General features: G+C 41.6%; 15 protein-coding genes. 3 read left to right on the forward strand and 12 right to left on the reverse strand.

The genetic code is table 11. The features are described from left to right. The first annotated feature begins 40 nt into the window (after window positions 1–40). Window positions 41–3,037, forward strand: a complete 2,997-nt coding sequence (locus J2Z48_RS12860; RefSeq protein ID WP_307254112.1) for an efflux RND transporter permease subunit — start codon at window positions 41–43, stop codon at window positions 3,035–3,037. Between the two features lie 187 nt (window positions 3,038–3,224). Then, a complete protein-coding gene (locus J2Z48_RS12865; RefSeq protein WP_307254115.1) occupies window positions 3,225–4,001 on the forward strand; it encodes a hypothetical protein in 777 nt (258 codons plus the stop codon). A gap of 55 nt (window positions 4,002–4,056) precedes the next feature. Here J2Z48_RS12865 and J2Z48_RS12870 read toward each other — a convergent pair whose 3' ends face one another. The 3 genes from J2Z48_RS12870 to J2Z48_RS12880 all read right to left on the reverse strand — a co-directional run bounded on the left by J2Z48_RS12870 (window position 4,057) and on the right by J2Z48_RS12880 (window position 6,318). Next, a complete protein-coding gene (locus J2Z48_RS12870) occupies window positions 4,057–4,758 on the reverse strand; it encodes a Bax inhibitor-1/YccA family protein (RefSeq protein ID WP_307254118.1) in 702 nt (233 codons plus the stop codon). A 78-nt stretch (window positions 4,759–4,836) separates the two neighbouring features. Continuing rightward, window positions 4,837–5,736: an NAD(P)-dependent oxidoreductase gene (locus J2Z48_RS12875; RefSeq protein ID WP_307254119.1), complete on the reverse strand. Its 900-nt coding sequence runs from the start codon at window positions 5,734–5,736 to the stop codon at window positions 4,837–4,839. A gap of 18 nt (window positions 5,737–5,754) precedes the next feature. Next, on the reverse strand, window positions 5,755–6,318 hold the full coding sequence (locus J2Z48_RS12880) for a thioredoxin family protein (RefSeq protein WP_307254122.1): 564 nt from the start codon (window positions 6,316–6,318) through the stop codon (window positions 5,755–5,757). A 134-nt stretch (window positions 6,319–6,452) separates the two neighbouring features. Between J2Z48_RS12880 and cmpA the strand changes: the two genes are divergently transcribed. Next, window positions 6,453–6,611, forward strand: a complete 159-nt coding sequence (gene cmpA / locus J2Z48_RS12885) for a cortex morphogenetic protein CmpA (protein WP_307254124.1) — start codon at window positions 6,453–6,455, stop codon at window positions 6,609–6,611. A 30-nt stretch (window positions 6,612–6,641) separates the two neighbouring features. On the opposite strand, the gene J2Z48_RS12890 is transcribed toward cmpA, so the two are convergent. The 9 genes from J2Z48_RS12890 to J2Z48_RS12930 all read right to left on the reverse strand — a co-directional run bounded on the left by J2Z48_RS12890 (window position 6,642) and on the right by J2Z48_RS12930 (window position 14,830). Further along, window positions 6,642–8,801 carry a Tex family protein gene (locus J2Z48_RS12890; RefSeq protein ID WP_307254125.1) on the reverse strand — a complete coding sequence of 720 codons (2,160 nt, stop codon included), beginning with the start codon at window positions 8,799–8,801 and terminating at the stop codon, window positions 6,642–6,644. Between the two features lie 111 nt (window positions 8,802–8,912). Beyond that, on the reverse strand, window positions 8,913–9,698 hold the full coding sequence (gene sigB / locus J2Z48_RS12895) for an RNA polymerase sigma factor SigB (protein WP_307254127.1): 786 nt from the start codon (window positions 9,696–9,698) through the stop codon (window positions 8,913–8,915). Beyond that, complete coding sequence (rsbW, locus tag J2Z48_RS12900; RefSeq protein WP_307254129.1) at window positions 9,664–10,149, reverse strand: anti-sigma B factor RsbW; 486 nt, start codon at window positions 10,147–10,149, stop codon at window positions 9,664–9,666. The genes sigB and rsbW overlap by 35 nt, the downstream gene beginning before the upstream one ends. Beyond that, complete coding sequence (locus tag J2Z48_RS12905) at window positions 10,146–10,481, reverse strand: STAS domain-containing protein (protein ID WP_307254131.1); 336 nt, start codon at window positions 10,479–10,481, stop codon at window positions 10,146–10,148. The genes rsbW and J2Z48_RS12905 overlap by 4 nt, the downstream gene beginning before the upstream one ends. Window positions 10,482–10,510: 29 nt before the next feature. Next, on the reverse strand, window positions 10,511–11,527 hold the full coding sequence (locus tag J2Z48_RS12910; protein WP_307254133.1) for a SpoIIE family protein phosphatase: 1,017 nt from the start codon (window positions 11,525–11,527) through the stop codon (window positions 10,511–10,513). 150 nt (window positions 11,528–11,677) lie between these two features. After that, window positions 11,678–12,028, reverse strand: coding sequence for a type II toxin-antitoxin system PemK/MazF family toxin (locus tag J2Z48_RS12915; protein WP_072336098.1), 351 nt, complete (start codon window positions 12,026–12,028; stop codon window positions 11,678–11,680). 5 nt (window positions 12,029–12,033) lie between these two features. Then, on the reverse strand, window positions 12,034–12,285 hold the full coding sequence (locus tag J2Z48_RS12920) for a CopG family ribbon-helix-helix protein (RefSeq protein WP_072336101.1): 252 nt from the start codon (window positions 12,283–12,285) through the stop codon (window positions 12,034–12,036). Between the two features lie 257 nt (window positions 12,286–12,542). Then, window positions 12,543–13,733, reverse strand: a complete 1,191-nt coding sequence (alr, locus tag J2Z48_RS12925; protein WP_307254137.1) for an alanine racemase — start codon at window positions 13,731–13,733, stop codon at window positions 12,543–12,545. 83 nt (window positions 13,734–13,816) lie between these two features. Then, window positions 13,817–14,830 (reverse strand): LolA family protein, encoded by a 1,014-nt coding sequence (locus J2Z48_RS12930; protein WP_307254140.1) that lies wholly within the window; start codon window positions 14,828–14,830, stop codon window positions 13,817–13,819. Window positions 14,831–14,934: the final 104 nt, after the last annotated feature.

Here is a 14,934-nt window from a genome sequence, read left to right on the forward strand (position 1 = left end):
ATGGTTTATCAAATTCGCATCTAAAAGGAGTTAACCTTTCATGACATGGTTTACAAAGTGGGCATTTCGAAATAAAGCGACCGTGATTGTATTGGTCATTCTGATCCTAACTCTAGGAGGAATTAGCTACTTCACACTACCAAAAGAATTCTTGCCATCTGTCAATCAACCTTCTATCTCGATTGTCGTCATGGGGCAAGGTGCAGATTCTAAATCGATTGCAAATCAAATAACAGAGCCAATTGAAAAATCGATGGATACCATTAAAGGAAAGAAGAATGTATTTTCTACTTCATCAGATGGATTCTCCAAAATTGATATTACGCTCGATCACAATGTAGACATCAAGACAGCAAAGCAAGAAATGCAAGAAGCTGTCAATTCATTAACTTTACCTCAAGGGTACTCCAAACCAATCGTTTCCCAGTTAAATACAGATGCGATTCCTTTATGGCAAGTAGGCGTATCTTTTCCTAGTGAAATCACACGCGAGAAACTAGACAAAGTGGAAAATGACATTATTCCACAATTCCAAAAAACATCTGGAGTATCTAGTGTAACAATCTACGGAAAAATGCATCCCCAAGTTGTGATCGAAGTAGATAAAGAAAAGCTAAAAACTCATCAAATACCGATCCAATCCTTAACAGGCATCCTTGAAGGGAAAAATGTAGCTGTTGCCTTAGGCAGTGAGGATATGAATGGGAAGACAGCTAGCATAAAAGTTATTGGAGATGTGGATGGGGCCAATGCATTAGAAAATCTTAAAATCTCTGATCGCTTAAAAATCAAAGATATCGCCACTGTCAAAGTCTCTTCTCAGGATAAAAATACAAAATTCATCACTCGTGTCAATGGAAAAGAAGCCATTGCACTCTCCATGTACAAGGATCCAAGTGCAAATGCTGTTGAAACTGGAAAAGAGTTAAAAGGAGTAATAGATAAAGTAAACAAAAAGTATAAATCTGAGCTACAGATCACTACTTTAATCGATTTCTCCAACTTCATCCTTAATTCCGTCAACAGTATGATGAAAGAAGTACTATTAGGCGCATTATGTGCGACGATTGTAATCCTTTTATTCCTACGAAACATCAAAATTACTTTAATCTCAATCGTCAGTATCCCTCTCTCGATTGGGCTCACTCTCTACTTGTTAGATCTTTCAGGGGTTACTCTTAACATCATTACCTTGAGTGCCATCGCTGTTGCAGTCGGTAGGCTAGTAGATGATTCGATCGTGGTGATTGAAAATATTTACCGTCGCGCCGAAAAAGAAGAATTAAGTAAGCAAATGATTATTAGCGCCACGAAGGAAGTCGCACCCGCTATTACTTCCTCTACGTTGACAACCATTGTAGTATTTCTCCCTATGGGACTTGTACAATCCATGAAAGAGCTTTTACTACCATTTGCATTAACTGTTACCTACTCTCTACTTGCTTCTTTACTTGTCGCTTTAATCGTTGTTCCTCTTATGAGCACAGGGCTCTTACGACATAAAAAGCAACACACAGCGAAACAACAACACCTCTTCTATAAGAAGATGATGAGCTGGTTCCTTAATCACAAATGGATTCCGCTATTACTCGCTTTCGTTGTATTTATTGGCTCTCTTATGTTATATGCTTTCTTACCCAAGGGAACACAAGAAGCATCAGATAATGATATATCTGTAACAATGACCCATCCCAAAACAGTCCCATTTGACACAGTGAAAAAACGAGCCTTTGAAATGGAGAAATGGGCCCGAGAACAACCTGGAGTCGATCAAGTAGCTCTATTTCTTGGATCAAATCCGGAAGATGCAAAATGGGGACAAGTAAAGTCGCAGAATCAGGCAGATTTTCTTATCACCATGAAAGATGGGTCTGATTCGAAGCTCATTTTGAAGAAAGTGGAAGAGCAAAAGACAAAATATAAGGATGCTGAGATTCGTACAACCCTCGTTTCCATGAGTGCCGCAAGTAGCTCCATCATCGACTTAGACTTAACAGGTGGCGATTCGAAAAAATTGATAAGTGCCTCCGATTTAGTTATGGACACTGTTAAAAAAATAAAAGGAGTCGAAAGCGCTAATAGTAATTTGGGTGAGCTGAAACCAACTTATGAAATTAAGGTGGATCCGAATAAAGCGAATCCAGCCCAAATAGCTGCCCAGGTTCATGCAATCCTCAATCCGTTCCCAGTAGGGAAGATAAAAGTAGACCAAAAAGAGACAGATGTATTGGTTGATCTATCTACCTCCCTAAAGAGCAAGAGTGACTTGGAGGAGCTAAAAGTAACAGCTCCATCAGGCATCGTACCACTTGATTCGATTGCTAAAATTAATGTACTAGAAGAGCCTACCTCTAAATTAAGTAAAGACGGGCACGAATATGTACGTATCGGTGTAAAAGTGGATTCAAAAAGACTCAATGAAATAAACGCAGAAATCCAAACGAAAATCAAAGATCTTAAGCTACCTAAGGACGTCACCTTTACCACTGGCGGAGCAAGTGAAACCCAGACCGAACAATTTACTGAGCTCTTTAACGTCATGCTCGTCTCCATTGGTGTTGTATATCTCATCATGGTCATGACATTTAAAACGTTACGAGCACCACTAGCCATTCTAGTTACTTTGCCACTAGCCACAATCGGTGCAGTGGGTGGATTATTTGTTGCCCAAATGTCAATTGATGTTGGTGCTATGATCGGTGCCTTGATGTTAATTGGGATCGTGGTTACAAATGCCATCGTATTAATTGACCGAGTGAAACAAAATGAAAAGCATATGGGGATTCGTGACGCGTTATTAGAAGCTGGTAGTACTCGCATGCGCCCCATTCTGATGACAGCTATTGCCACCATCTTTGCAATGATTCCTCTACTCTTCGCAAAGGAAGCAATGGGAAGCTTGGTATCAAAAGGACTAGCAGTAGTTGTTATCGGAGGTTTAACAATCGCAACTGTACTAACACTCATTATTATTCCAGTCGTTTACGAGTTACTTTACTTTAGGAAAGCGAAGAAACAGCGATTCGCTAGTAAGTAAGCATTGTGTATATAAGAATATCTTCTTAGAATGACGAGAGCCCTAAGATTTAGAAGGGTTTCTCGTCTTCTTTTGTCAGGAATTCAAAAACTACTTTTTTCTTATAGCACGACTCTATCTTCTTTTGTTAAGATAGGAACAAAAACTAACTTACAGAGTATCTCTCTTTTAAGCAGGAGGAACCTTCATGAAGCCATTGCAAGCAGGAGCGTATCAATTCTCTCTCCCCTATCTCTCTACTCCTTCTTACACAAAAATGCTTGCGGCAAATCATCCCGTATCTACGGTAGATATCGAACTTCATATAGGACGCCACGATGATCTGCAGATTGGAAAAGAAGCTACCATTATTGCATTTTCATCGTATGCTGATCCCAATCATATCGCGCCTATGTTTTCCATGGTCCGAAATCTATGGCTCACAAAACATCGTTGGGAGATCCCTACCGATAAAATTCGGTTGATCGAAGTCCATACTAAATCACATGATCCGAATGATTGGCATGAGTTAGAGATGAGTTGGGACAACACAACACACCGCTATCACGACCCCATATGGAAATCTATTCAGAGAACAGCATGGTACTATCAACAGTATCAAGAGAAGATAAATTCATATGCTTGGGATGCATATCAAACTTTCTCTGATATGGGGAAACATCGACCTATCGTGTTATCACAATTATGGGAACAATGGTTACATAAATCCAACACCCCTTTCTGGTTGCTAAAAGTTTTGCGATCAGCTGACATCTATCTCCGTACTGAGAAGATTCCATTACAGGCAACCGAAGTGGTATTAACCTCTCTCAAACATTTAACAGGCGTGAGTCTAGAAGATACGGATCAAAACTATTTACCTGAGGTAACCACCCTTTTAATCACCGAGATTCACAAGCTCCCTACTATTATCTCACCAGAAGATTATCAACAAGTACAATCAATCACCTCCATAGCACCATAAAAAACCCCTTCGCATGTGATTTGCGAAGGGGTTTTCGTTTAGAGCAACGATCGAATTAGTCGTCGCTTCCGAGAATATTAAGCAAATGCCAGAAAATCATGACAAAATCCATATACAACATTAATGCACCGTAAATCGCAATTTTGGTTGCACCTTCTTCACCAAACTGTGATGAGTACGCACCCATCTCTTTGATCTTTTGCATATCATATGCAGTTAGTCCACAGAAAATCAAAACAGCGACATAAGAGATAATGAGACCCATTGCTCCACTCTTGATAAACAAGATGTTTGCGAAAGTAGCGATAATAATTCCAATCAACAACATGAACAATAAAGAACCTAGTTTGGTCAGGTCTTTTTTGGTTACAGCACCAAAAATGGCAAAGACTCCAAACATAGCTGCTGCAATTCCGAATGCAGATGCAATCGTGCTAACTTCAAATCGTGACATAAAAGCCGCGATTGTTAAACCATTAAGCGCTGCATAGAGAAAGAAACAGAAGGAAGCAGCCGTAGCAGACATTTTTCCAATTCGTTTAGATAAAAAGATAACCGTAATAATCTCAGCCGCAACAACCGCATAAAAAATAATCGGTGTTCTGAGCATCGTAATGGCATCACTATTTTGCAGTAATACACCTGCGATAATGGCAGTCATCAATAAACCAGCAAACATCCATCCAAAAACAGCTGGCATCATACGTTGTGTAAATCGTTGTGAACTTGTCACATTATTTGAGAAACCTTGATTCACAGAGTAATCCTCCCTATAATCATTTAAATTTAGTATATTCTTAGATGTTTTCTAGAGCAATAGGTTTGTTAACAAAATTTACTTATTTGGTACAATCTCCACATTCCCTAGTTGTTCCATCACTTGAATGAGAGCATGCGAACCGTCTGGATTCCCACCATGTGCTTGCAACGAGCGAAGTAACTGTTGTACAAGAGCCGTACCCATCAGTGGAAGTTGCATCTGCTCTGCTTCTTGAAGGACAATCCGTAGGTCCTTTTGGATAAACTCTACCGAAAAGCCTGGATCTAAATCTCCTTGGATGATACGAGGGGCGTAGTTTGCTAAAGCCCAAGAACCACCTGCTCCTTGTGTTGTAACCTCAATCATTTTCTCCACATCTACCCCTGCTTTTTTGGCATAGCTAAGTGCCTCTACCACAGCAAGCAAATTTAGGCCACATAGAATTTGGTTACAAGCCTTCACAGTTTGTCCCGCGCCAACCTCTCCACAATGAACAATTCGTTGCCCCATTGCTTCCAGAATAGACCTAACCTTATCAAGAACCTTCGCCTCTCCCCCAACCATAATGGAGAGAGTACCGTTTTGCGCTCCGATGTCTCCGCCGCTTACGGGTGCATCTAAGTAATCAATCCCCAATGCTTTAGCCTGCGATGCTAATTCACGCTCCGCTTCAGCAGCAATGGTACTCATATCGATTACTACTACCCCATTCCCAGCACCTTGAAACACACCTTCTTCACCTGTTAATACAGCCTTTACATCAGGTGTATCTCCCACAATCGTGATAACCACATCACTTTGTTCTGCCACTTGCTTAGGGGAATCAGCAAGCTTTGCACCCCATGCTGTTGCTTCTTCCATCTTCGAGCGAGTACGATTCCAAACCGTAACCGGGAAGCCAGCTTGATGAATATTGCGTGCCATCGCACGCCCCATAATTCCAAGACCTACAAAACCTACTCGCAACTTACTCATATTACGTCCTCCTATGATTTATGCATTTAGTTTAGATAAACACGCTTGTACACTATTTTTAACAGACAACCACAAATCTTCATCCGTTACCAAACGTGCGCGAAATTGCCGATACACCTCTGCCTGTTTAGTAGCAAACGTAGGATCTTCTTTTTCAGGGAGACTAGCTCGAAGGTCTGTGATAACAGCTTGAACCTCGTCCGCTCTTGGACCCCAGACCGCTTTCTCATTCCCCTCTTGGTCAATCCAAATAAAAATCGGAATGGCTCGAGCGGTTCCATTCGTTAAATATTGGTCCATCAATTCTAAATTCTCATCTCGATTGAGCAGACGGAGCGGAGACTGACATGATTCAGCGATATGCTCTATGATAGGAACGTTAAGCATAGCATCCCCACACCAGTCTGCCGTCAAACCAATCACACGTAGCTTTTGGTCCGCCAGCTTCAAAAAAAAGTCCTTATCTTCACTAGTTAATGAAAACCCTTGATAAACAGTGAGGAGGCCTGCTTTATTTGCTTTCATGGCTGCCACATATTCCTCGAAAGATATCCCTTTTTCAAACCAAGACTGTAATGACATATGATTTACCTCTGCTTCTTTTTTGACATACAAATATGATTGGAGAATAAACTTATTTTATCAATTTCTGCACACTTGGATCTCTCTTGACATAGGTATAAGCACCAAGAATTTTCTCAAGGGAGGATGAACCTGTGCCAAAATGGCTGACTAAACAGCTGATGAATGCTTTTAGGCAACATGACCGCAAACAAATTCTCTTTTTGAATAAATGCTGGTTTAGCTATACAAAGAAGGAGAAGGAAAAAGATAAAAAGCCATCCTCACAGACACAACTGGGCAAAGATATTTAGAAACATCTGCCCAGTTGGTTTTCTTCGTATTTAACCCACCTGTTTCGGCAAGGCTGATTCCACCATCGTAAGACCTACCCGCTCACGATCCTGATCAATCTGCAACACCCATACATCTACAATATCCCCCACTGTCACAACATCCATTGGGTTTCGTACAAAGCGATCGCTTAGTTTTGAAACGTGGACAAGCCCATCATTTTTTAAGCCAATATCCACGAAAGCTCCAAAGTCCACTACATTGCGAACTGTTCCTTGCAATTTCATGCCGATCTGAAGATCTTCTACTTTCAGTACATCTGAACGAAGAAGGGGTGTAGGCATCTCATCACGAGGGTCCCGACCTGGTCGCATGAGGGCTTCTAAGATATCCTGAAGCGTTGGTACTCCGCAATCTAGTTCCCCTGCCATCGTTTCTACATCAACCGCACTTAACCTCTGCTTGACATGATCGGAACCAATCTCCACAGGTTCTATCTGTAGTTTCGACAACAAGGCTTCGGTAATATGATAAGACTCCGGATGAATTGGTGTTTTATCAAGAGGATTCCCACCATCGGTCACGCGTAAAAAACCAATACATTGTTCATATGTTTTCGCACCTAAGCGCGGAACAGACTGTAAATCTCGTCTCGAAGAAAAACGACCTAATTCCTCACGCTTTTTAACAATATTTTTCGCTACCGCTCCACTCACACCCGATACATATTGAAGGAGGGAAGCGGAAGCAGTATTCACATTTACGCCTACATAGTTTACTGCTGATTCGACTACATGAGTCAGGCTTTCCGTAAGCTGCTTTTGAGATACATCATGTTGATATTGACCTACTCCTACCGATTTCGGATCAATTTTCACCAACTCTGCCAATGGATCTTGAACACGACGAGCAATGGAAACGGCCGAACGACGAGCGGCATCCAGATCTGGGAATTCGTCTTTTGCAACTTTGGAGGCTGAATAGACACTAGCACCCGCCTCATTCACAATCAAGTAGTACAGTTTTTGTTTTACTTCTTTTAGCACATCTACAATAAACTGCTCCGTCTCCCGAGAAGCAGTACCATTTCCAATCGCAATCATATTAATCTGGTATTTCTTGATTAAAGCTAAAACGGCTTTCTTCGCTCCTTCTAGATCGTTATGGGGAGCCGTTGGATAGATCACGTCAATATGTAGTACTTTCCCCGTCTCGTCAATAACCGCTAGCTTACAACCGGTTCGAAATGCTGGGTCCACTCCTAGTACGATCTTTCCTGCAATTGGCGGCTGAAGTAACAAGTGGCGTAAATTCTCGGAAAAAATGTGAATCGCTTGCTCTTCCGCTTGTTCGGTCATCCTCGCATGAGCTTCACGCTCAATCGAAGGGGCAATCAAACGCTTATATGCATCTTGAACGACTGCCTCTAGGTACGTATGAATAGGGATAGAGAACCACTTTCGTAGATGAGCAAAAATCCACTCCTCTTCCACTGAAATTTTTACTTTTAAAAACTCCTCCCTCTCACCCCGATTCACAGCTAGAATACGGTGGGAAGGCATACTGCGTACAGGCTCTGTATACTCATAGTACATCTCATAAACCGAGCGAGCTTCTGAATCCTTCCCTTTAGAGGTAAGCACTCCGTGGTTCCAGGTATACTCCCGAACCCACTTACGAATCTCAGCATCCTCTGAAAGTTCTTCTGCTAAGATATCCATTGCCCCTTGAATCGCTTCATCAGCGGACTCTATTCCCTGCTCTGGATTTACAAATGTTATTGCTTCTTGCTCTATTTTATGTAGATCCCTAGTCGATGCCAAAATCCGTGTTAACGGCTCTAAACCACGCTCTCTTGCCACCGATGCACGTGTTTTACGCTTCGGTCTGTAGGGTAGATATAAGTCTTCTAACTCTTGTAGCTTGGTAACAGTTTCAATCTTAGCTTGTAATTCTTCCGTTAACTTTCCTTGTTCTTCAATCGTCCGTAAAATCTCTTTACGTCGTTGATTCATCTGGGTTAGATAGCGAAAACGCTCCTCTACAGCACGAATTAACTCCTCATCTAAGCTTCCTGTCATCTCTTTTCGATAACGAGCAATAAATGGAACGGTATTCCCCTCTTCTAGCAATCCTACCGTTACCTTTACTTGATGAGACTCAATCTCTAACTCTGTCGCAATCTGCTTCCACATCTGAACCTGATCCAAACAACACACCACACTTTCTTCTGCTATAAAAATTTTGGAATATAGACATTTTACCATAAGAAAAACACACAGAATATTCCATTCAAATAGAATACTGTGTGCTTTTAAATTCTACATTACTTCAGAAGGTTCCATACGAATAGCTTGTCGTAATTTCGTAAGAGCCCGGCGTTGTAATCGCGAAACATGCATTTGGGAAATTCCTAGCTGATCCCCAACCTGTTTCTGACTCAAGTTTTCAAAGAAAGTGAGTTGCAAAATTTCCTTTTCACGCTCGTTTAAAACGTGGAATGCCTTTTGTAACAACATCTTCTGATCAACCTGATCATAACCCCGGTCTTCATTTCCGACTAAGTCAAGCAATGTCACTTGGCTACCGTCCGAACTAGCTTCAATCGGACTATCGACAGAAACCGCCTGGTAACTCCGTCCCATCTCCATCGTTTCGAGCACTTCTTCTGGAGTAACATCCAAATAATCCGCAATCTCCGACACTTGTGGAGAGCGCTGGAATTTTGTCGTCAACTCTTCGACAGCTCGTTTGATTCGTGGACCTAATTCCTTGATTCGACGCGGAACATGAACACTCCAAGTCTTATCACGAATATGCCTCTTAATTTCCCCCACGATGGTAGGAACGGCAAACCCTTCAAAACTACGTCCAAAGTCAGGATCAAACCGCTTCAAGGCAGCAAGCAAACCAATCATCCCTACTTGCGCTAGATCCTCAAATGGTTCCATCCCTCTAGAAAATTTATATGCCAATGTGTCAACTAAACTTTTATAGTGCCCAACTAAACGTTCCTGTGCTTCAGAATCCCCATTCTGCTGATACCGCTCAATTAAAGATTTTATCGTTTCGTCATCGAGTGGGGTAGGACGCGGGCGACTCGACATGAGAACCCACCTCATTTTTTCGAATGTATTTGGTCATACGTACAGTAACGCCATCATCGCCATCAATGTCAACTTGATCCATCAGACTACGCATTAGATATAACCCGAGTCCGCGTTCACGTACTAAGCTCATTGATATCTCAAATTGAATAGGACCTGTACGAGATTCTACTTCACTGGCATCAAAGCTATGACCTTGGTCTACTACTTCTATTTCTAACCGATTTTCAAATATGTTACAGGATAACCCAATCTCACCGTTTTCACCAGAGTAGGCATGTTCGACAGAGTTGGTACAAGCCTCCGACACAGCGAGTTTTAGATCTTCAATATCGTCATAAGAAAAACCCATCCGATTGGCTATTCCCGAAACAGCCAATCGAGCAATTGCCACGTAATCTGGCTTCGCTGGAATCGTCAAGTTTACCAAATCTAACGGCTGCTCCCTCATGATTTCCCATCCTCCTGGTTATCTGGTCCAAATTCCATAATTTCTTGAAGCCCAGTAATACGAAACAGGCGCGCGAGTCGGGAATTCATTCCAGAGATGATCAATTTCCCACCTGAAGATTTTTGCGCTTTGTATGCACCGATTAGTACACCTAACCCTGTGCTGTCAATGTAATCGACTCCAGCTAGATCGAGATGAATGTGACTACCTCCCTGACAAAGAGTCAGTAGTTTTTCGCGTAGTTGAGGAGCTGTGTACACATCTATCTCTCCAAATACTGCTAAATCAATTGTATGTTCACGTTCACTGTGCTCACGGATTGTTATATTCATAGACTCAACCTCCAAACCATGCTTTGAATTTACAATTTGTTTTTGCCCTCTCGTTTGATGACCATAATCGTCTGATCATCTAACATTTGATAACCTGAAAGCTCATAAATACGTTTATATACTTTCTCCGCAATCTCTTGGGCAGGCAGATGAAGATATTTTTTAGCTAGCTCACAGAAATCAGAGCGCTCAATAAATTCTCCATCAAAGCGAGTTTCCGTTACTCCGTCGGTCAACAAGATAATGACATCACCTTCAGCCAAATGTAGCTGAAACTCGGGATACTCCACATGCGAAGTAACTCCTAGAACCAATCCTTGGGTGTCCATATCCTCAAATTGACCAGTATCTGCCCGATAGATGAAGCCTGGTTCATGGCCTGCGGTAGCGTATCGGAATGAATGATTTAAAGAATCATATACCCCGTATACCATCGTGATAAACATGTTAGGCAAAATATTTCTTTCTACTACTGTGTTCAGTTCTTGTAAAATCTCAGATGGTTTTGGCTGGTAATAATCCATATCATCCATCGAGTACTTAATCATCGACATACAAAGTGCCGCAGGAATTCCTTTGCCAATGATATCCGCAATCGCAATCCCGAGTACTCCATCACCATACTGAACAAAGTTATAGTAATCTCCGCTCATTGTTTTAGATGCATAGCTAGCAACTCCTAGATCGACACCTTCAAGAGGGGGTGGAGACTCGGGTAATAGCGTTCTTTGGAGATGTACAGCTACTTCAATTTCATCTTCTAATTCTTGGTGACGAGTAGCAATATTTTTATCAACTCGATATTGAACACCATAACCAACCATCACTTCTAATAGCAGGTCAAAAGATGTCTTTACATCTGAATGCAAATCTGGAATTAACTTCTTCAATGTTTCTATATAGTGGTTAAGCACCTCATCAGGCGGGATCTTTTGATCCATGATCCACTTATTTAGTTGTTGAACTCCATAAAGATTTTCTTCTTTCGGATCATGTAAATACGAAGCAAGGAGCCGTTCGAAATCTGTTTGTAATTTTTCTCTCATAAATTTATCCCCTTGGATCTGATCTCCTCATCGAAATGGTTCGTTTATAATATCATACACCAGAAATAGGCATAAAAAAAGAGAACGTGCAAGATCAATGCCGTTCTCATGCCATCATCCCAAAGGAAAATCAGCCTAATCTATCAAAATCTAGAAATCAATAACTCCTAAACTAATTTGCAGAGCTTCATTTACTCGATACATCATCTCATCATCTAAATGAGTAATCTTATCAGTAAGTCGCTGTTTATCAATCGTCCGTATCTGCTCAAGCAAAATAACGGAATCCCGATCAAATCCGTACACCTTTGCATCAATTTCTACATGGGTAGGTAGTTTGGCCTTTTGGATTTGTGCAGTAATCGCGGCGACAATCACAGTGGGGCTAAATCGGTTACCGATATCGTTTTGTATGACCAAAACAGGACGAACCCCTCCCTGTTCAGATCCGACCACAGGGGAAAGATCAGCAAAGTAGACATCGCCACGTTTTACTATCAAACCGACTACACCCCACTAACTAATCGATCCAAAGTATCCTCAGCTTCTTCTTCTGCTTCAAAGGCTTCGTGCGAGATGTTTAAGTTAATCCGCGCCATCTCCATGTATCCCCTTTGCATCATCTCCCGAATAAGTCGCTTTTTCCGCTCTTGAAGATACAACTTCATCGCTTGCCGAATAAACTCACTGCGATTGGAGTTATCTCGTTCGACCATTCCATCTACTTCTTGTAGAAGATTTTTGGGTAGGCTGATCATAATTCTCTTGGTACTAGACAACTTGCGCACCCCCAACCAATCATCACCGTTAGCGATTCTCCCTATCAATACTATCATTATGTTGATTCTATTGCAAAATTATACTTTCTCTAAATACGCATGCAAAGTCGCATAAGAAAGTACTCCCTGACACACAGAGTAATTTATTCGCTTCATCCAAGAAAATTCCTGCCGCTTATAGAAGGTTTATGCTTAAAAAGTACCACAAACACCTCTTTTTTGAAACATACTGGTAATTATTGCATAAGGCTGTTCACTACCTCAATCACTTTCCCTTGGTAGGTATAAATACGCGGGATTCTCTTCTGAAGCATACAAGTCACTTCATAGTTGATCGTGCCTAACCATTTTGCCACTTCATCCACACAGATTTCCTCTGTACCCTGTGACCCGTATACCACAGCCTCATCTCCAACATGCACCGGCATTGCCTCATCTACACGTACGACTAACTGATCCATACAAACCGTTCCCACTACAGGCACACGTACTCCATTTAATAGTACAAAGCCTTTGTTCGAAAGAGAACGCGAGTAGCCATCTGCATAACCAATTGGTAATGTAGCTAGCCACTCGTCTCCTTGTGTTGTATAAGTCTTCCCATAACTAATACCTTTATCGGCTGAGACTTTCTTAAGATGGGCTACTTTGGTAACAAGGCGTAGAGCAGGGATTAACTTTAAATCAGAATGACTTAATTCATCAGATGGATACATTCCATATAAGCCTACGCCCACACGAACCATTTGATGATGCTGATTTTTTTCTACCATCGTTGCTGCACTGTTGGAAGAATGATAGATCGGAATCTCAAAGCCAGCTTGTTTCACATCTTCTCTCACTAGCTCAAAGCCCTCAATCTGTTTATTAAAATAGCTACGCTCTTCCTCGTCAGCCGTTGAGAAATGTGTATAAAGCCCTTCCACATAAATGCTTGAATACCGCATCGCTTGGTGCAGGAAGGGGATAACTTCCGATGTCTGAATACCTAATCTACCCATCCCTGTATCTATCTTAATATGAATAGTTGCTTTTTTATTCTGCTTCTTTGCTTCCTCTTGGACTTGCTCGAGTAGATAGCTTGAATAGACCGTAATAGTTAAATCATGCTGAATAGCTGCTTCGATTGCATGAGGTGGTGTATATCCTAAGACCAAGATTGGTATCGTAATTCCAGCTTGTCGTAGTTGAATTCCTTCATCCACAAAAGCAACCCCGAGACGGTCTACACCCGCCTCCATTGCTGCTTTCGCAATCGGCACCATCCCATGACCGTACGCGTTCGCTTTTACTGTTACTAATAGATTTACCTGATCTCCAATCCAGCGCCGATACTCTTGAATGTTATGATGTATCGCATCTAGATTAACTTCAATATAAGTGTCGCGATAAAAAGATTGTATCGATTTTGTTTGTATGTTGTTCATGAAGTCTCACTTCCAAGTGATTTGTTATGTTGCCATTATACCAAATCACACGAAAGCTGTCCGATCACTCATATTGGAAAGGATTATTTCTGACTTTGATTGGTAAGAGAGGTAGCTATTTCGATCATCTCTGATGTATCCATACTTGATACCATCTCATATTCGACTTGTCTCTCAGAATCTACCCAGGTAAGGCTTTTTTGAGTAGAAAATTCCAACAGCATGCCTAGAGAGCTCTGAACTTGCACAGGTTTTCCATAAGATGCTTTTTCAAGTTGGTCTGGCATCGCTTTTCGTTGCGAGATCGTAAATGGTTTTGCCCCTTGGAACCTTTGCACCACAATGGACCCGTTTGCACCTTGAATTGTTTGTTCATCTGCTAACGTCGTTCCCTGCGGAATGACTCCTGGTGTAATGGTGCTCAATTCAGAGTGCATACGACCCAAAGTCTCCTTTGATGGTACAGGTGCTTGGGTTAAATTCCGCTCCGAATCAAAAACATCTTTATCAAACTTTGTGCCGTATTCAAATCGATCGAAAACCATCTTTACGACAGACTGATCTTTCTCATCATAGACTTCTACTTTTTCTGGTTTGTAATCCGAAGTAAGCCAAATCTTCTGCTTCACCCACGTTTTGTTCATATACTTGGTTGTAGACACTTCGAATTGATAGCCCTTCTCGCCAGTCTCCACCTTTCTCGAACTGTCCTCCACTATACTCGATAAGATGGTTTGGTAAAGATATATCTGTCCACTTGTAGCAGGCCAATCACTCTGAAAGCGATAACTCTTCTTTAAATGAGGCGTTAAGACGTATACACCTTTTTCGTTTTTGAGTAGGACCTGTGTAACATCGCTTGTCTCATTTTTCAATTGAACCCGATAGAGATTCGGACTTTTGTACCAAACCTCCACATCCACTTCTTGATTCTTTTTCCCTGATTGTAGAGTTAATTTCCCATGCCCCGTATAAGAATCAATCTTTTCGGGCTGCTTCCGAAGATCCGAAACGACATCTTCAGAAGACTTTTCACAAGCCGACAAAAAAAGGGACAGTATTAGAGCGAACGCGAGAAACCATGATTTTTGACGCATATCCCATTTCCCCCTCCGATTTCCCGGGAAATATGTCGGTTAGTCTGATACTATTTCCTGACAGAATCCGCAATCTCTGTAGTATTAAGGCAGATAGTTCGTCA

Source organism: Croceifilum oryzae, assembly GCF_030814315.1.
Taxonomy (GTDB): Bacteria; Bacillota; Bacilli; order Thermoactinomycetales; family Thermoactinomycetaceae; genus Baia; species Baia oryzae.